Here is a 20,125-nt window from a genome sequence, read left to right as displayed (position 1 = left end):
TTAGGCTCCCGGCGGCAAGTATGGTATTCTTACTTCTGGTTCTGGTTCTGGTTCTGGTTCTGCTTTTGCGGCAGTCATTCTGTTTAATTATAGAGAAAATAGAATTGGAGAGATGATCGGATGAAACTGGTTCCGCCTCAGTCATTTACCTATCGCGGAGGAACGAAGGCTGTACTACTGCTGCATGGATATACCGGCAATACGCTGCACGTCCGCAAACTGGGACGTTTCCTGAATGATAGAGGATATACATGTCATGGCCCACTGTACAAAGGACACGGCAGTACTCCGGAAGAACTGCTTCACACCAAGCCTTCGGAGTGGTGGAAAAGTGCAGTAGAGGGTTATGAGTATCTGGAGCAGGAAGGTTATGAAGAGATTGCTGTGGTCGGTGTCTCGCTCGGCGGTGTATTTTCGCTGCGTCTGGGTACCTTGTTTCCTGCCAAGGCTATTGTCTCCATGTGCGCCCCTGTACGGGAGAAAGGCAATGAAGATATTCTCAGACGGGTACTGGAATATGCACGCTGGTTCAAGTCAATTGAAGGCAAGGAAGAAATGCAGATCGAGCGGGAACTGGAACAGCTGGCGGAAGAGCCGCTGCACAGTCTGGATCAGCTGCGTGAGCTGATTGCTTCAACTGCCCGTCAAGTCAAGCGGATCTCTGCACCAACACTGATTATGCAGGGAGAGCTGGATGAAGAGCTTTATCTGGAAAGCGCACAGATCATCTATGACGAGCTGACAGTGCCGGTGAAGGAACTGAAATGGTATGATCAATCCGGTCATATCCTGACGATGGACAAGCAGCATGACCTGGTATTTGAAGATGTGTACCGGTTTCTGGAAAGTCTGTAGCAGATTATAACAGATGGATAATCGATAAAGGCAAAAAAGAACAAAACACCGTCATCATACAGGAGATGAGGCGGTGTTTTGTTCTTTCTTGTATGCGTTATTTATAATAACAGGCAATCCAGCATTAGGATAAAAAAAGGAAATCAAGCAGCACGTGTCTATATAGAATTAATAATGCATTGCATCTATGCAGTAGTATACGAATTGATCCCACACTCTGGAATCCTTGCCTAGCCTTAGGTTTGCCAATTATCTCTTGTTGCCATACAATCAGTCTCATAGCTGTCTGTTTCTGGAACATTCATGCAGGAAAGTAAATACAAAGCATAAGGACAACAGAATTCAGCAGATTACGTATCTCGCAGCAGATCATGGCAGCCTATCCGACCTTAGATGAATGCTGACTACTGAATGATAAAAGGAGAGACAACAGCATGGATGAAATGACACAGATGATGAAAGAACTCACCGAGACCGATGGAGTATCCGGTTTTGAACGAAGTGTTCGGGATAAAATGGCAGGTTATCTGGAGCCGTTGTCCGATGAAATTCTCAAGGATCGCCTGGGCAGCATTGTAGGCAAAAAAACAGGAAATGAAGGCGGACCCAAAGTACTGATCGCCGGACATCTGGATGAAATCGGATTTCTGGTGACTGGTATTACTTCCAAAGGATTTCTCAAATTTCAGCAGCTGGGCGGATGGTGGCCGCATTCAGTGATGTCCCAGCGTGTTAAAGTCAAGACGCGTAAAGGCGATTATATCGGTATCGTCGGCTCCAAGCCGCCGCATATCCTGGAAGCCGCCGAACGCGAGAAAGTCGTTCCACTTAAAAACATGTATATCGATATCGGTGCAAGAGATGCCGAAGACGCCAAAGTCATGGGCGTGCGCCCGGGCGACTGGATCGTACCGGTATCCGAATTCACCACAATGCGCGACGATGAACTCTGGGTTGGCAAAGCACTGGACAACCGTGCAGGCTGTGCACTCGCTGTAGAAGTGATGAAGCGTCTGCAAGAGCAGCAGCATCCGAACGTATTGTACGCGGGTGCAACCGTACAGGAGGAAGTAGGCCTGCGTGGTGCGACAACAATTTCCAATCTGGTAGAACCGGATATTGCTTTTGCACTGGATGTAGGTGTAGCAAGCGATATGCCGGGTCAGGAATCCCAACCGTCACAGACCAGTGTAGGTGAAGGCCCGCTGATGCTGCTGTTCGATGCCAGCATGATTCCGCATAATGGTCTGCGTGATCTGGTTATGGACACAGCAGAAGAGCTGAATATTCCGCTACAGGTTGATGCGATCCCGGGAGGCGGAACCGATGGCGGTAAATTCCATATTAGTGGCAAAGGCTGTCCGACTCTATCCTTCGGCTTCCCAACGCGCTATATCCATACTCATAATGCAATTATGGCGAAAAAAGATTTTGATCAGGCAGCCACTCTGCTTACCGCAGTGATCCAGAAGCTGGATTGGGATTTGGTAAACGAGCTGTTTGGCTAATGGGTTAGCTGTTTTGGCAGATATGTATCAAAGAAGAACATTCCACAGCATATGCAGTGGGATGTTCTTCTTTGTTTTATAAATGAAATCTCACTTTAGGGCGTTATAATATCATGCAAATTGCAAATTGCAAATTGCAAATCGCAAATCGCTTTACCAATGCCATTAAGCCTAACCTTTTACAGCCGCTGCATAAATTGCTGCATCCGTTCCAGTGCCTGCTCCAGCTTGGGAACCGAGGTGGCGTAGGAACAGCGGATAAATCCTTCACCGCTCTGGCCAAATGCCGTTCCCGGTACCGCCAGCACGTTCATCTCCTTGAGCAGCTGCTCGGCGAACTGATCGGATGTCAGTCCGGTATGAGCGATGGAAGGGAAAGCATAAAATGCACCTTGGGGTTCATGGCAAGGAAGTCCGATCTGACGCAGCCCGGTCACAAACATGCGGCGGCGTTCATTGTACGATTCCATCATTCGATCCTTGGATTCCAGACCGTGTGGCTTCAGCGATTCGATAGCGGCAATCTGGCCCAGAATAGGCGCGCACATCACCGTATATTGATGAATTTTGAGCATGGGTTCGATGAGCTGTTCTGGTCCGCATACATAGCCAATACGCCATCCGGTCATTGCGAATGCTTTGGAGAACCCGCTGATCAGCAGTGTACGTTCTTTCATACCCGGCATGGAGGCAAAGCTGACGTGCTTGGCTCTATAGGTCAGTTCGGCATAGATCTCATCGGAAAGGACAACCAGATCATACTTTTCCACCAGCTGTGCGATCGGCAGCCAATCATCATAGCTCATAATACCGCCGGTCGGATTGCTCGGATAGCTGAGAATCAGCAGCTTGGAGCGAGGAGTGATCTTGGACTCCAGTTCGGCAGCCGTCAGCTTGAATCCATTATGTGCAGAGGTCTCAATCTCTACGGTTGTACCGCTGCACAGTCCGGTAATGGGAGAATAGGATACATAACAGGGAGAAGGAACCAGAATCTCATCACCCGGATTGATCAATACCCGCAGTGCCAGGTCCAGTGCTTCGCTGCTGCCGATCGTCACCATCATCTCGTGAACAGGATCATAGTCCAGCTGGTAGCTCGTATTCAGATAGCCGGCGATACTTTCACGCAGTTCGAGCAGACCGGCATTGGGTGTATACTCGGTACGCCCTTCTTCCAGCGCGCGGATACAAGCTTCTCGTACTGCCCGTGGTGTTGTGAAGTCCGGTTCTCCAATCCCGAGAGAGATGATATCTTCCTGTCCGGAAGCATAGTCAAAAAATTTGCGTATCCCCGATGGGGGCATTTCCTGTACCAGCGAAGTAATCAGATTGCTCTTGGTCATTGAACTCATTGTAGTTCCTCCTCGGTTAGGCGTATCCGTCAGGGAGCGCCTTTTTTTATTGTTATCCTGGGTTGGATCATATCAAGTCATGGATGATTGAGTTGGGATTATCATGTACAGCCTGTATTTTCGGAATTTGGGAAAACAAAAAGAGCCCGCCCCTGAAAAGGGACGAGCTCTGCCCGTGTTACCACCCTGGTTCCGCTTCATGACAAAGCGGCACTCTGCAACGTATCCATCAATACGTGTTCCCGTTAACGCTGGAAATGCGGCAGTACCTACTGTAATGTTCAGCCTGCTTCTCGGGGATGGCTTCGGTTATATTCTGAACGTTGGCTTGCACCTTACCCAACTCTCTGTAGATCAGAATTATAACGTACTCTTTCCCGTCACGGAATGTATATATGCATCTATAAAACCAAAAGGTTAATGTTCAATCATGTCTATTCAGAACTCCGGAGATTATTCCGGCAATCCTGTTTGTTTCGACCGGTCAAAATCGTAGGCTCATTATAATCCAGCTTTTTGCAGATTGCAATAGATGAATTTTTGTAATTTATTCTTCCCAGATATAAAGTGCCCGGGTAACAAGGTTACAGAGCATGTCTGATATTTGTTCAAGTATTTCTTTATTTTGTTCAATGATACCCAAAATCACATGTTGGTATTTCTGTATATTCTTCAATTTATTCTGTGTATTCTTCAATTTGTAAGCGCTATCTTTGACCTATGATGAAGAAGGATTTAGTTTTCCGATTTTACCCTGATGTCGCGGCACTCTGCATCTGTAAGGCTACTTTGATACGTCGTAATCAACCGACAATGCAGCCACGCCATTATAGAGCGCGGCGTAAAGGATGTACTTACAATATCCGTACACGAAAAGGAGAGGAAGGAATGAACAAAAAAGCGAGGTCGGTATTCAGCATTATGGGCACGTCCATTTTATTGCTTTCGCTTATTCTGCCTTCAGTCAGTGTACCATCCAAAGCAAAGGCAGCAGAGTCAACAGCTGCAGCAGCGGTCACCCGTACGATCAGCATTGATCCGGACAAAGTTATGCATTCGGATTTCCTTGGCGTAGGCGTCAATATTATTCCAACGAATACGATGGATCTGGGTGCAAAATACGGTTATAACGATGCTTACTGGGCGATGGATGTGAACCGGATTCAGAAAATCCAGCCCAAGGTAGCCAGAGTATGGTTCCAGATTGACTGGATGGAGCCGAAGAAGGGACAGTATACGTTTGACAGTCCGAAGATGAAAGAATTCTACCGTTATCTGGATGCTCTTAAAGGCGCCGGTACGGAAGTGGAACTGAACTTTGGCTGGAAGGTCGGCCAGACGGTTCAGGACTGGTTTAACTTCCCGGATCTGAAAGACCCATACGTAAGCGCGCCCACCGACCTCAATGCATATGCAGCTTCCGCCTCGACTGCACTGAATGAATTGATTAACAAACGTGGTTATGACAACGTAAAATATATGACATTTTATAATGAATCCAATGGCAGCTGGGACTTTGAAGGTCCAGCTGATCAGAAAGCCTACTTTGCCGAGATGACGCGTAAAGTCAGTGATCGTCTCCAAGCGGACGGACTGCGCGACCAAATCGAAATCTGGGGTCCGGAAGAATCCGGTGCACTGGACTGGATCAGCTACATGAAGCAGAATGCTGACAGCGTATTTGATGCCTATACTTTTCACGTATATGGAACCAGTTATGACGGGCTGAAAAGTGTAATTGATCAGCGGACCACTATAGCGGGTAACAAGCCGGTTGTAATGACTGAATTCGGCTGGTCTGCCGACGATGCCAGCGGCTGGGATGCCGGGTTTGCCAACTCGATTATCCGTGCTGCGAATGACGGCCTCAAAGGTGCACTGATGTGGCAGATGAATGGCGCCTGGACATCCGATCCCGATGGGGATACGAACGGTACCTATACGATGTGGAGTTCATTGCCACTCGACCGGATGCCGCGGAAAACCTATTATTCTGCCGGATTTCTGAATCGCTACATCCCGGAGCACAGTGATGTACTCGCTGTAGATACCGGAGGTGCCGACGATGTTCGTGCAGCTGCCTTTAAAGGCAAGGATGGCAACTACACTGTACTGGTAGAGTCCAAAGGCGGCGAAGCCAGAAATCTCAATATCAATTTCGGAGATAACACGATTGGTAAAACCTTTTACAAAATGACGTACCGTGACAATGTGAAGCTAGACGCAAATACGATACTTCCACAGGTGGAAAAAGCGTTTGCGGCGACGCGTTCCTTTACGGATAACGATAGTGATACAGCGTATCATTTCTCAATCTATACTACAGCCAAGCCTCAGACTCAGGTGGAAGTTACACCGGTAGAGAAGACAATCACAGGAGCAAGTACACTGCAGATGCAGGCTCGTGTCATTGATGCGACGTACACGGGACAGACCGTTGTAACGGGGGATACGTACGCAGCAGAAGAGCGGGATGCTATGAACGCAGATGTTTCCACTACCCTTTCAACAGACAAAGAAGCAGCTGAATCCACAGACTCTCCAGAAGATTCTAATACCGTAAATACTGGGAGTGGCAGCAATACGCAAGATGATTCTGCAGCAGTCCAAGTAGCGTCTGCAGCTGTAGAAACAGCTGAATCCGAAAATACAGTAAGCAAAGACACCTACGACGCAACAGATGACGAGGAACAGTCACTTGCCGCTGCGAATGGAGTGACATGGACCGTGCTCGGTACAAATAATGGAACGATCGACGCGAATGGTCTCTACAGAGCACCGGATATTGCTTCCGAGCGATTAGTAGCAATTAAGGCCAGCAATGGCCAAGGAGTAGGTGCTTATGGAATAGCACTTATTAAAGTGATTCCGCGTTCTATTCCGACACGGGTAGAGGCACCAACATTCAGCCTGAAGCCAGGTATCTATGATTCGGCAGAAGCTGTATTTATCGAGACGAAGACACCGGTGGCACAAATTTACTACACGATGGATGGCAGCACACCAACTACATCCTCCCGTCTGTATAAGCATGGTGCGATTCTGCCAAATGGTGGCAACCGGATGCTCAAAGCGATAGCGATCAAGCCGGGACTCGATAACTCCGGTATTACCGCAGCTCTGTATAAAACGAAGGATGTGGTGATTGGACCCGACAATTACGAATTCTGTATGTATGAAGGCAAAGTCTGCGACTTCACTGGTAAAGCCATGGTTGCTTATGGAGCAGACGGCATGTTCAAATACAAAGCATTTACAGATGGTGTGGAATGTACAGATGAATCATTTGGCGCCGATCCTGCACCAGGAGTAGACAAGCGCTGCTTCTTCACCAATGATGTTCCGGATGAGACACCGGTAGTGACCATTTATAATGCAGGCTTTGAAAAGCCGGGTACGGCTACTACGCGTACAGGACCATTTACAAATGGCTGGATATTTGATTCCCGTTCAGGGGTCTCTGCTAATGGAAGTCAGCTGGTCAGCAAAGATATCAAAGCCCCACAAGGGCTGCAGGTTGGTTATCTCAAAACAGATGGCGGCGTGAACGGAACAATCAGCCAACAATTGAATTTCCCGGGAGGTACGTATGAATTGAGTTTTGATCTGGCGACACGCTCGGGGTATGGCATACAGACGTTTGATGTGTATGTAGATAATCAGAAGGTCAGCTCATTCACAGCAGATTCCGTCAATTTCCAAAAGGTAACAAGTGCTCCCTTCACAGTTACTGCTGGCAAGCATAATGTCAAGTTTATCGCAACTTCGGCAGACCCTGCACTGCCTAAGCTGGATCGTACCGCTTTCTTGGACAGTCTCTTTATCCGTCCGGCCAACAGCTTGCCCGCTCAATTGAAAAATGGCGGATTCGAGACACCAGTTATTCCGGTCGACAGCAAAGCCAAAACCAAGCCGGGACCGTTCACCAGTGACTGGGTATTTGACAGCCGCTCCGGTGTTCAGGGCAATAATAGTGTACTCGGCAATGTAACTATACCGGAGGGTGCACAGAGTGCCTATCTGAAAACGGATAATGGAATCAACGGTACGATTACGCAAAAGCTAAAATTCTCGGAAGGCTCCTATACACTAAGCTTCAAGGCGGCTCAGCGTACCAATCTGCGGGGAATCCAGAAGTTCAATGTTATGCTGGATAATCAGGTGCTCGGCAGCTATACACCAGCTTCCGGTGCATATGAAGCCTTTACAATCAATGCATTTCCTGTGACAGCCGGCGAGCATACCATCAAATTTGTAGCAACATCCACAACGGGTGATAATACGGCATTTATCGATGATGTGAAGATTACTCCTGTTCAATAAGTGTTTCAGCAATAAGGCAAAACAGAGCCGACGCATCAATGAATCGGCTCTGTTTTGCTGATAGGATAGGGACGGCATATTTACACAGAGAAGGAGAGGATCATCATGAATACCAGGCAGCTACTCAGCAAGGATCTATTGGATCGGCAAAGTTTTGAGGCGCGATATACACCATGGGATCACCCGGTCCAGCAGCTGGAAGCACGCCCTTTGAATACACAGGATAGCACTGATTACTGGCAACAGTTAACCGGTTCGCTACAGACTGCACCGCAGATGCTGCTGGATGGAATATGGGAAATGGTAGAAGGTGGAACAGACGAGATGCGCTTGCAGGAAGATTGGGGGAATGTGATTCCCGTACAGGTACCGGGCAGTATTCATCAAGCGCTGGTGGAGGCCGGAATCATTGGTGATCCAGCTTTTGGCGAGAATGCAGATACCGCCAAGGTATACAGTCATAAGACTTGGTGGCATCGGTGCAGCTTCACTCTGGATCCGAATCGGAAATGGCAGCAACCAAAGCTGAATTTTGCCGGCGTATCCCCAGCTTGTGAAGTGTGGCTGAATGGCCATTCGCTCGGTTATCATAATGGCGCATTCGGAGGACCTGCTTACGATATAAGTGCCATCGTTCAGAAGGAAAATACATTAATCGTCAAAGTCCATCCGGCACCACTCGGCAATGAATGGAATATATGGCATTCTACTGTCGTATTCAACTGCAATTACGGCTGGCATTATGTCAATTTGCCGGCAGTGGGTATCTGGCAGAGTGTACAGATTGAAGGTGAACCGACTGTATCTATAGACAATCCCTATATTGCGGCCTTGAATGAAGACAATGCCATAGCAGGAAGGCTTGATCTGTCGATGACCCTGAGCAGCTCATCAGCGTACTGGGCAGGTACGCTCCATGGCGTGATCGAACCGGATAATTTTGCAGGTACAGCAGTATCCTTTAGCCATGTCATTGATGCAGAGAACGTAGCTACTGACGAAGGGAGCCTGCATCTGCAGTTGCAAATACCGGACCATCAGTTGTGGTGGCCGATTGATATGGGTGAACAGCATCTGTACCGGTTGAAGTTGCTATACATTCCGGACAATACCAAGCAGCAGACAGCGGCACAAGCGGATATAGATCCTATGGATATTTCCACCGTATTAGCCGATAGCAAGGAACTGACTTTTGGCATTCGTGATATCCGGATGGACCCGCTGCCACAGGGTCAGCAGCCGGAGATGTATAACTGGACATTCACAGTAAACGGACAGCCCTTTTTTGCCAAGGGAACCGGTTGGTGCACCATGGATGCGCTGATGGATTTCCGCCGGGAGAAGTATGAGCATTTCCTTGCTCTGACGGCACAGCAGCATGTGAACTTTATGCGTGCCTGGGGAGGGGGGATGCCGGAGACGGATGATTTCTATGATCTCTGTGATCGTCTCGGTATTCTGATTATGCAGGAATGGCCGACTTGCTGGGGCAGTCATGCCAATCAGCCATATGATGCACTGGAAGAGACCGTAATCATCAATACACTGCGTCTACGCAATCACCCATCACTGATTATGTGGGGTGGAGGCAATGAGACAAGCAGTGAGCTGGATCATGAGTCCATGCAGATGATGGGGCGCTACAGTATCGAGCTGGATGGGACACGCCCATTTCATCGTACTGATCCGCTGGGCGGCAGTACGCATGATCATATCGTCTGGAATGGCTGGACACCGGCGTACAGCTTCGACTATTATGCAGGGCTGGACGATAGGATGCTGAGTGAATTTGGACTTGCTTCGTCTCCGAATATGGAATCGGTAAAACGGTATTTGCCGGAAGCCGAGCGCACGGTATGGCCGCCAGAACCGGGCAAAAGCTTTTATCATCATCTGCCGGCATTTGATACCCGGGACGAGATGCGCATTCTGTCCGAGTTTGCCGATTCGTTTGTTCCCTGTGATTCACTGGAGAACTTTGTTACCGGTACCCAGATGGCGCAGGTGGTCTCACTGCGGCACAAGATGGAGCGGGCGCGCTGCCACTGGCCGGAGCAGATTGGCGTGGTGACGTACAAATTAAATGACGTGTATCCCGGTGTCTCCTGGGCAACGATCGACTGGTATGGTGCGCCCAAGATGTCCCATTATTTTACCGCAGACGCGTATGCACCGCTGATGGTCTCTATTGTGTTCGACAAGCTGAATAGTCCGGAGCATCAGCAGTCGCTGCCCGTATATCTGCTGGATGACCGGAAGCAGTTAACCGGAGAATGGACAGCAGGGGTACGGGTATATGATGCGAATCTGCAAGTGATGTTGTCAGAGTCTTGGCAGGATAGTGGCAGTAGTGGGCAGGTACGCCAACTGGGACAAGTGGATATTCCGGCGTGTTCACTGGAAGCGGCTCCACTGCTGGTCGTATCCGAGCTGATACAGGCAGGCAATGTGCTGAACCGTACCTTTTACTGGATAAATTTTGATGCAAGACAGGGTGTGCTGATGAATCTGCCGGATACAGAGCTGGATCTCCATATTCAACCGGATCAGGATAAGGAGAAGATAGAGCAGCAAGTAGAAGCAGAACAGCATAAGCAGCAGAACGGAATGGAACAGGCAGCTGATTCCAACAAGCAACATGGTAAAGTGGAGAGTCGGAGTCAATATCCGTATCAGGTGACTGTTACTAATCGGGGGAATTGCCCGGCTGTAGCTGTAGAATTGTATCAGACTGTAGATTATCAGTTGCTTCCGGGAGAGGCAGAGTATCACGATGAACCTCCGTTCCTGGCAGAGGATAATTTTATCTGGCTGGACAGCGGTGAGAGTCGTACACTGCAGGTCAGCAGTATCCAAAATATAGCGGTACGCGCATGGAACAGCCGTTCATGATTAGTCGATCAGCCAATATGCCAATGAACTCATACAGGAAAGGCGGATATATTCATGCACAGATCCGGACAACGATCTGCAAACGGCACTTCTGGCTACAACAAAAATACTGATCCCAAGATGTTAAATCAGTCTGTTCCGCAGTCTTTATCGTCTTCATACTTCGCTGCGACTGAGCAGAATCCGAACAGTTCTCATTCTGATCAACATGCCGAACCATCAACCGAATCAATCTTCAGTCATCTGGTTGATCCGCCTGCTGTCTACCGGGCTATTCCATTCTGGTCGTGGAATGATCGGCTCGATCCGCAGGAGATTCGCAGACAGGTACGCGAGATGAAGCAGGCAGGACTGGGTGGATTCATCATGCATGCCCGTGCCGGACTCGAGACACCTTATATGGGCGAGGAATGGATGGAGTGTATTGCCGCTGGCATCGAGGAAGGACAGCAGCTGGGAATGCAAGTCTGGTGTTATGACGAAAATGGGTGGCCGAGCGGTTTTGCCGATGGAGTCGTTCCCGAGCTGGGGCTGGATTATCAGCAAAAATGGCTTCGAATGGAAAAAGTTGATCATACATCAGCACATTCCCTTGATCAACAGACTGCTACAGCTGCACATCAAGCAGCTGACACGGAGAGTGAAGGGCATAACAAGTTGGATAACGAGAATCAGCAGCAGTCGGCAGCAGCAGAGGATGATGGTCGCACTATTGCCTGGTATAGATATGAGGATGGACGTTATAGACAGATCTCACATGAGCAGCAGAATCGGGCTGAGCTGAGATTATATTATGAAGTGAATCCGTATTATATTGATACGCTGAATGCCCATGTTGTGGGAGCATTTATTGAATCCACCTACGAGAAATATGCTGACCGGTTCGCAGCGCATTTTGGTCAGTCGGTGTACGGTATATTTACCGATGAACCGCAGTACGGACGCAATCAGATACCATGGTCTTTTACCCTGGAAGAACAGTTTCGTGAGACCTATGGCGAGGAATTGCTGGAGATCCTGCCATTATTATTTCTGGAAAAGGAGGGCTATGAATCGGCGCGGTACCATTTCTGGGAGTTGGTTACCCGTCTGTTCTCGCAGTCCTTTATGAAGCAGATTGGCGACTGGTGCGAAGAACATCAGCTGCGGCTAACTGGACATGTTGTGTGTGAAGATCATCTGACTGCACAGACCGGATCAGTAGGGGATGCCATGGCTTCCTATGCGTTCATGCAGACACCGGGAATAGACTGGCTCGGGCGGTTTATTAGCGATCCGCTGACACCGAAGCAGGCCAGTTCGGTAGCACGGCAGCTGGGACAGAAGTTTGTCTTGTCCGAGACATTTGGCTGCAGCGGTTGGAATGTATCCTTTGCCGATCTGAAGTGGATTGCCGAATGGCAGTATGTGCATGGGATTAACCTGATGTGTCAGCATCTGGAAGGATATAGTCTACGGGGTATTCGCAAGCGCGATTATCCGCCATCTCTTTATTATCAGCAGCCGTGGTGGGAGGAATATAGCCGGTTCAATGATTATTTTGGACGATTATCGATGCTCTTATCAGAGAGCCGGCAGCATGCGGATATCTTGCTGCTGCACCCGATTCGTTCTTCCTGGATTGCCTATAATAATCACACGAGTGAAGAGGGCGAGCAGATTCACCAGGATTTTGTACAGATTAGTGAATGGCTGGGCGCTATGCAGTACAGTCATGATTATGGTTCGGAGAGCATCATTGCCGATCATGGGCAAATACAGGGTGAACAGTTCGTTATTGGCCAGGCGGCGTACCGGTTCGTTATTCTGCCGCCGATGATCACTATCGCAGCATATACACTGGAATTGCTGCAGGAATGGATCAACCAGGGAGGACAGGTGATTGCTCTGGGTACATTCCCAACTATGGTCAATGGACAGCATGATGGGCGATTGGCTGAACTGGAATCCAGTATTTCCTGTCTGCCACTGAACCGCGAGTCTCTTATCACTTACCTTGATCAGCATCTCCAGCCAGACATCATTATTCGGGATCTTGTCCCTGCTTCGGATCATTCCTCAGCTCGCCTGCAACCGTCTCTTGTCCCGGTTGAGCCAGAGGAGATACCGATACGAAGCCAGGTGAGTACACTGGGCGAATATACGCTGTATTATCTGGTCAATACAGACCGCACGGGTAGTTATAATACCGAGATCATATTATCCGGGTCAGGTGATTGGCAGCAGATCAATCTGGAAAATGGACAGATTACACCGCTTGCTGATCATTTCGCATATCAATCCGTCCAAACTAACGAGGAGGAAACATTCCGATCTGGTGAAAGTATCGTCGTCAGACTTTCCTTTGCCCCTGCGCAGTCGTATATGCTGCGTCACTATGCAGGACATACGGAGGGTACGGAACATCCTGCGCTATTATCTGACTCTACTCGAACAGACAAGCCAGCTGATTTATCGGTTGCTTCGGTCCTGCGTACAGCTGATCAATGGCAGCTGATTCAGAGTGATCTGAACAGTCTGACCCTGGATACTTGCCGACTGCGTATCGAGGGAAGTAACTGGTCGGAAGTACAGCCGGTCATTTTCCTGCAGGATCAGTTGGTACGCCTGGGTCATCCGGTAGAGATCGAAATGGAATTTACAGTAGAGGCACAGCCGGGAGATTACCTAAATCGGGACATGTATCTGATCATTGAGCAGCCCGATCAGTACAGAATCAGTATTAATGACCGTATACTAGACCAGCGAGAGCTTGGCTGGTGGAGGGATATCGCATTTCGCAAACTGGATATTACCGGCTATCTGACAGCGGGACATAACCGGATTGTACTGGCACGGCATTTTGCCAATTCCGCCGAGACCTACGCGGCGGTAGCACGAGCACAGGTATTTGAATCCGAGAGTAACAAGCTGTTCTATGATACCGAGATCGAGAGCATCTATCTGCTCGGCGACTTTCATGTGCATAGTGGTACCGGATATATACTATCGGATGATGGCGAGATTTATACCGATGGGCATTTCCGATTACAGGAGCCTGTGCATACAGTACAGAGTGGAGACCTGACGACCCAGGGGTTGAACTTTTATGCAGGTAATGTCCAGCTGCGTCAGCAGCTGATTGTAACGGAGCTGGATTCCGGGCAGCAGGTCTGGATGCGCTTTGAACGACCGGATGCCGTGCTGTCCCGGCTGTGGCTGAATGGGCAGGAAGTGCATACTTTTATGTGGGCTCCTTATGCAATAGAGATTACCGACTATATCCGGACTGGCGATAATGAACTGATGATTGAGCTCATGTCCAGCTGTCGTAATCTGCTTGGGCCCCATCATCATGTACGCGGCGAACTGACCATGGTAGGCCCGGACAGCTTCAAGGATAAGCCGAGCTGGACAGATGGAGATCATCCGGAAGAACATATCTATACCGATCGTTACTGTCTGACTCCTTTTGGACTCAAAGGTCATGTAGAGGTCATCCTGTATACGTAGCACAAATAGGCTGGATATGGAACCTTATACGGTTCCTGACAACCGGAAACAATGACAATTATGAAATGACAAAACGCCAGAAATAATCTTCATGAAGCTGCAAGTATCGACCATACCGTTCGCTATGCAGAGAAGCTTTCCATTCCAATCCCGAAAGGATGATTCCCAGTGACCTCCTATCCATCTCTGCCTCGTCTGCAGATCAGTACCAATCAGCGATTTTTGATTACCGAGGAAGGGGTGCCTTTTTTCTGGCTGGCGGATACAGCCTGGGAGCTGCTGCACCGACTGGATCGGGAGGAGATGCAGCACTACCTGTATACCCGTGCCAAACAGGGATTCAATGTGATCCAGACTGTTGCACTGGCTGAGCTGGATGGCCTGCATACACCCAATGCCTATGGTCGTGTACCTTTGCAAAAGGATTCCTCAGGTCTCCCCGACCCGCTGCAGCCGGATCTGGATGGAGAGTATTCTTACTGGCATCATGTCGATGAGATGATCCGGATGGCTGCTTCAATGGGGATGTATACGGCCTTGCTGCCAACATGGGGAGACAAGTTCTATCAAATGTGGGGCAAGGGGCCGGAGATTTTCACACCGGATAATGCATTTGTATATGGCAAATGGCTGGGTGAACGTTACCGTGATGTTCCCTCGTTGATCTGGGTGCTGGGAGGAGATCGTCCGCTGCAGACTCGCCGTCATTTTGAGATGATCCGGCAGATGGCACTTGGTATCAGGGAAGGGGATCAGGATGGGCATCTGATGACCTTTCATCCCAAGGGCGGTGTATCGTCATCGCTGTATGTGCATGAGGAGTCATGGCTGGATTTTAATATGGTTCAATCCAGTCATAGTGCCGGAGTACGTAATAACTATCGCCTGATCCAGGCAGATTATCATCTTGATCCCGTCAAACCTACACTGGATGCCGAGCCATATTACGAAGATATTCCGATCGATTTCAACCCTGACAATGGTTACTTTGACGAAGCTGATGTAAGGCAGGCTGCCTATTATGCCGTATTCAGCGGCGCAGCAGGTCATACCTATGGTCATCATTCGGTCTGGGCTATGGCGGATGGAATGTACAGCTCTGTTGATATGGAGCAGCAGGGTGCTTTCTTTATAATGTCATGGCAGGATGCCCTGCAGCGTCCAGGAGCCGGGCAAATGAAGTATCTTCATCAGCTGATGACAAGTGTAAACCTTCTAACTGCGCATCCTGCCGGGCATCTTCTGGAAGAATCTCTATCGGGAGCCAATACACCGATGGCAATTAAAGGGGATAATTACATATTCATCTACTGTCCTCAGGGTCTGTATGTTAAAGTTAGATTGGGAGCGCTTCCATACTCCAATCTGACTGTCAGCTGGTATTGTCCGCGTACCGGACAGCATCAGGGTGCAGAGCAGGTAGAGAATATCGATACCCGGCTATTTACTGCCCCTTCCAGCGGCAGGGGCAATGACTGGGTATTGTGTCTATACTCGGGAATCAAGGAGTGACATATGGATGTATACGGTGATGATAGTAGAGGATGAGATGCTGGTACGAATCGGACTCAAAAATTCGGTCGACTGGAACAAATTTAATATGAAAGTAATTGCCGATCTGCCGGATGGACAGAGCGCATGGGAGACTTACATGCAGGACAAGCCGGACCTAATTATCACTGATATACGCATGCCCCGTATGGACGGCATGGAACTGATTGCCCGAATCAGGGAGGAGGATAAGCAGACCCGTATTGTCGTCCTGTCCTGTCTGGAAGAATTCGACCTGGCCCGCAGGGCGATGTCGCTGGGTGTATCCGGTTATATTCTCAAACTGACGATGACCGAAGAAGAGATTGAGAGTGTACTATCCGGTATTCAGCATGAATGGAACGAACAGCAGCTAGCGACAAGTGAGCGTACCAATGGATCGCTGCTGCCTGCCAATCTGGAACTGATCAAGGAGAAATTTCTCAAGGATTTTCTGTTGTATGGCATTTATTCATCCGAGGAATGGGAACGGTTTGTTGTACAGAGTGAGATGCAGCTGTCACCGGTAAGAATCGTTGCCTGTACAATTGAGGTCGATAACTACTCTCATCTCAAGCAGAAGTTCAAGGACGAACATGGACATCTAATCAAAATGACCCTGCTTAATATACTGAATGAAATCACATCGTCTGTGAAACGGGGCGAGGGCTTCTATGTAGATGAGACTCATTATTTGCTGCTGCTGAGCTTTGAGGATGTATTATCCGAACAGGCGATCCGCCAGCAGACTTCCCATATTCTTCAGCGGGTACAGGAAGTAATTCGTACCTACTTCAGCAGCTCGGTATCTGTTGGCATTAGCCAAATGGGTAACGCATACAAAAGTCTGCCAGGACTGTATCATGAGTCCTGCCAGGTGCTGAGTCATAAATTCTGGACAGGTACCGGACTTCATCATGTACGCGGTGAACAGATTGATCTAATGCCTATAGAGAATCAGCTGGAGCAGATCCGGCAGTATGCGCCTGTACGTGAATTGCTGTCCCCTCTGCGTCAGGAACGGTATGAAGATTATATTCGCATTCTGCGCAGCCACCTGCAGGATGATCGCAAATCGATCCAGCATCTGTTGTTCCAGTTTATACAGTGGGTTAGTACCAGTCTGTATGATCACCATCAGAATGAGAAGACGCTGTTGTTCAATATTACCGATCAGTTGGAGCAGTGTGATACCTTGCCCGAGATGCTGGATCAGGTAATGGAATATCTGTCCGAAGTAGTGGAGTATTCACGGAACCTGCTGTATATGAGTAATGAGATTGCCAGAGCACTTCAGTATATCAAGCAGAATTACGCCCAGAATATCAGCCTTCAGCAGGTCGCTGATCATGTGAACCTGAGCTTTGGGTATTTGAGCAATCTGTTCAAAAAAGAGCTGCAGATTACGTTTATCGATTATCTGAACCGGTACCGGATCGAACGGGCCAAAGAGCTGCTGATCGGTACCAATCTCAAATCATATGATATCGCTGTACAGGTGGGATTCTCTCCGGAGTATACGTATTTCAGCAAAGTATTCAAAAAGGTCACCGGCCTAAATCCGAATGAATACCGCAGACAGTGGCTCAGCAGTGCAGGCACGGGCGGCGGGGCAGGAGCGAATCAGAGCCTATGAGAGGATGGCGTCGTTCCGGCAAGACCGGCAAAATTCAGCATCTGGGTACCCAGCTGATCGTCTTTTTTATGGCGGTCAGCATTATTGTATTTTCCCTCGCTACCTATCTGCTCTATACTTTTATGCTCGGGCTGATCAAGGAACAGAATGAAAAACTGCTGTATCAGCAGTTCCAGCAGATCGATCATAATATACACAACTTGATCAGTGATGTAGATCGGTTATCCAAGCTGTTCCTGCTGGATAACGATGTGCAGAGCTATATTCAGAGCAACGCTACCCGTTCCCAGTTGGAGAATATCGACTTGAAAAAAGATATTTACGGACGGATCGCCAACTTTATCAGCAATTACAGCTATATTCACTCCATCTATATTATCTCGGACGCCAACGGGGCACTCGGCGGAGATGCGACCCGGACACTGGTACACTCTGATCGCGCCTGGACAGACAGCTTTTTCCAGTCACAGGGATATGAACGTGCCAAGCAGTCTTTTCCGAATCTGACGGTAGAGGGTGGAATGACCGAATCCTACTATAATCCGTATATTAGCGGCGAGCAGGACGGCAGGCTGATCAGCCTGATCCGGGGTGTGCGCGCACTGTATGATTCACAGACCAGTGCGACACTGATCTTCAATATGGATGAGCAGTATTTGGCTTCGACCTATTCGGCTTCGCTGGATATGGCAGAAGGCAATATGTATATCGTCAATGCAGACGGAAAGATTATCTCCGGCAGCAGCCCGGAAAGTGTAGGTCAGCAGAGTCCTTACCTGCCTCCGGCTCATGATACAGCTGCATTTGGCAGCTATGATGCGGTCAAGAATGGAGACCCGATTCAGATTGTCTACTACAAACTGCAGGACAGCGACTGGTATATGATGCGCGAAGTGCCGCTGGGGCTATTCTCCCAGCAGATCTTCTCGGTACAGCGGATTATGCTGCTGGTATTCGGTCTTAGCATTCTGGTTATTTTTGGCGTATCGTATTTTTCGCTGCGCCGGATGATCCGTCCACTGCATCTGCTTGCCCACAAGATGCGCGATGTGAGCAAAGGCGATCTGGGTGTAACCTTCACCGATATTCCCAATAATGAGTTCGGTACTGTTATGCGCAGGTTCAACGAAATGTCGCTTAGTATCGTTGAGCTGCTGCGCCATAACAATGAGATTCAGGAGAACAAGCGCAAGCTGGAGATCGAAGCGCTGCAGTATCAGATTAATCCGCATTTTCTGTATAACACGCTCAATATGATCCGCTGGATGGCCTCCATGGTCAAAGCGGACAATATCGTCAACAGTGTGGTTGCTCTGGGCAATATCCTGCGCCCGGTCTTCGCCAGCAAGGACAGCATGTGCACACTGCGCGATGAACTGAACTATTTGGAAAATTATATCAAAATCATTAACCTTCGCTTCAATAGCACGATCCAGTTTGAATTCGATGTCGAGCCGGATATGCTGAATTATCGGATCCCGCGTTTTATTTTGCAGCCTGTTATCGAGAACTCGATCAAGTTCGGCAGGGAAGAAGGAGAAGGAATCGAGATCAGTATTGAAGTACACGAAGATGGACAGGATCTCTGGATCTCGGTTATCGATTCGGGCGCAGGCTTTGATCCACAGCGGCGTGAGCAGCTCAATGCACGGCTGGCTGCTGGTGAGAGCTATGAGCCGCCTGATCAGAGTCATCCCGATCGTCCGGAATCGGATACCGGTACAGGAGTGGGATTGTACAACGTGAACAAGCGGATTCAGCTTTATTTTGGTCAGGGATATGGTCTGCACGTGCCGCAGGTACCTATAGGCGCGGAAGTCACTATCCGACTACCCAAAATGGTCGAATCTGCTCAGCAGGACGGCTTGAACGACTATCGTCCTGCCGAATAATTGACGATCAACAGCAATTGCTCGGCCATATAATCCGGTGAAGCTTCAAATTCATGCTGCGCCCAGTTCATAATCAATCCCCAGATCGCGTACGCCTGATAGCTGGCGAACAGTTCGGGATGGATCGAACTGGGCTGCTTATTGTCTGCATAAGGAGAAGAACTGACCTGATTCATTCCCTGGAGACAGAGACGCTGCAGTTGACTGCATATACGTTGCTGAAAGCCGGACATGGAATGCGAATGAATAATGAGCCGGTAAAAGCTGCGGTGTGCAGCCACATGATCAAAAATAGTAATAGCTGAAGATACCAGTTCACTTACATCCAGATAATTATTGCCTCCGTAAGGTTCCATATAGGAATCGGTCAGATCCTGAAGTACCTCTTCGATCAATTCGTCCAGCAGATCTTCCTTGTACATATAGTGTTTGTAAAAGGTACCACGGTTCACATCGGCTGCGTTGACAATATCGGTAATCGTAATAGCACGAAAATCTTGCTGTTCCAGTAATTGCAGCAAGGCCTGGTGAAAAGCCTGCTTGGTTTTGCGAATACGACGATCCATAAGGGATGCTCCTTTCAACATATGCAAAATCCGGACACAGTCAGCCGGAAGATAACGAAAATATGGATTCATAATA

At 48.8% G+C, this 20,125-nt stretch carries 10 protein-coding genes and 1 other annotated feature; of the genes, 8 read left to right on the top strand and 2 right to left on the bottom strand.

What is annotated here, in order from left to right; all coding sequences use genetic code 11:
- The first annotated feature begins 120 nt into the window (after window positions 1-120).
- Both WH46_RS10310 and WH46_RS10305 read left to right on the top strand, forming a co-directional pair.
- Window positions 121-855, top strand: a complete 735-nt coding sequence (locus WH46_RS10310) for an alpha/beta hydrolase (RefSeq protein ID WP_046226645.1) — start codon at window positions 121-123, stop codon at window positions 853-855.
- A 434-nt stretch (window positions 856-1,289) separates the two neighbouring features.
- A complete protein-coding gene (locus WH46_RS10305; protein WP_046226644.1) occupies window positions 1,290-2,363 on the top strand; it encodes a M42 family metallopeptidase in 1,074 nt (357 codons plus the stop codon).
- Window positions 2,364-2,542: 179 nt separating this feature from the next.
- Here the strand turns inward: WH46_RS10305 and WH46_RS10300 are convergent, their stop codons facing one another.
- Window positions 2,543-3,718 carry an aminotransferase class I/II-fold pyridoxal phosphate-dependent enzyme gene (locus WH46_RS10300; RefSeq protein WP_046226643.1) on the bottom strand — a complete coding sequence of 392 codons (1,176 nt, stop codon included), beginning with the start codon at window positions 3,716-3,718 and terminating at the stop codon, window positions 2,543-2,545.
- A 155-nt stretch (window positions 3,719-3,873) separates the two neighbouring features.
- Window positions 3,874-4,111, bottom strand: a binding site (T-box leader).
- A 495-nt stretch (window positions 4,112-4,606) separates the two neighbouring features.
- Between WH46_RS10300 and WH46_RS10295 the strand changes: the two genes are divergently transcribed.
- The 6 genes from WH46_RS10295 to WH46_RS10270 all read left to right on the top strand — a co-directional run bounded on the left by WH46_RS10295 (window position 4,607) and on the right by WH46_RS10270 (window position 19,483).
- Window positions 4,607-8,041 carry a chitobiase/beta-hexosaminidase C-terminal domain-containing protein gene (locus WH46_RS10295; protein ID WP_046226642.1) on the top strand — a complete coding sequence of 1,145 codons (3,435 nt, stop codon included), beginning with the start codon at window positions 4,607-4,609 and terminating at the stop codon, window positions 8,039-8,041.
- 105 nt (window positions 8,042-8,146) lie between these two features.
- Window positions 8,147-10,933 (top strand): glycoside hydrolase family 2 protein, encoded by a 2,787-nt coding sequence (locus tag WH46_RS10290; RefSeq protein ID WP_046226641.1) that lies wholly within the window; start codon window positions 8,147-8,149, stop codon window positions 10,931-10,933.
- A 54-nt stretch (window positions 10,934-10,987) separates the two neighbouring features.
- On the top strand, window positions 10,988-14,425 hold the full coding sequence (locus tag WH46_RS10285; RefSeq protein ID WP_046226640.1) for a glycosyl hydrolase: 3,438 nt from the start codon (window positions 10,988-10,990) through the stop codon (window positions 14,423-14,425).
- A gap of 168 nt (window positions 14,426-14,593) precedes the next feature.
- Window positions 14,594-15,937 carry a glycoside hydrolase family 140 protein gene (locus WH46_RS10280; protein WP_052714191.1) on the top strand — a complete coding sequence of 448 codons (1,344 nt, stop codon included), beginning with the start codon at window positions 14,594-14,596 and terminating at the stop codon, window positions 15,935-15,937.
- 7 nt (window positions 15,938-15,944) lie between these two features.
- Window positions 15,945-17,591, top strand: a complete 1,647-nt coding sequence (locus WH46_RS10275; RefSeq protein WP_046226639.1) for a response regulator transcription factor — start codon at window positions 15,945-15,947, stop codon at window positions 17,589-17,591.
- Window positions 17,588-19,483, top strand: a complete 1,896-nt coding sequence (locus tag WH46_RS10270; protein ID WP_046226638.1) for a cache domain-containing sensor histidine kinase — start codon at window positions 17,588-17,590, stop codon at window positions 19,481-19,483. The genes WH46_RS10275 and WH46_RS10270 overlap by 4 nt, the downstream gene beginning before the upstream one ends.
- Here the strand turns inward: WH46_RS10270 and WH46_RS10265 are convergent.
- Window positions 19,465-20,049 (bottom strand): TetR/AcrR family transcriptional regulator, encoded by a 585-nt coding sequence (locus WH46_RS10265; protein WP_017812997.1) that lies wholly within the window; start codon window positions 20,047-20,049, stop codon window positions 19,465-19,467. The genes WH46_RS10270 and WH46_RS10265 overlap by 19 nt on opposite strands.
- Window positions 20,050-20,125: the final 76 nt, after the last annotated feature.

Source organism: Paenibacillus dauci, assembly GCF_000971985.1.
GTDB classification, from domain to species: Bacteria; Bacillota; Bacilli; order Paenibacillales; family Paenibacillaceae; genus Saccharibacillus; species Saccharibacillus dauci.
This window is presented reverse-complemented; position numbering and strand designations above follow the sequence as displayed.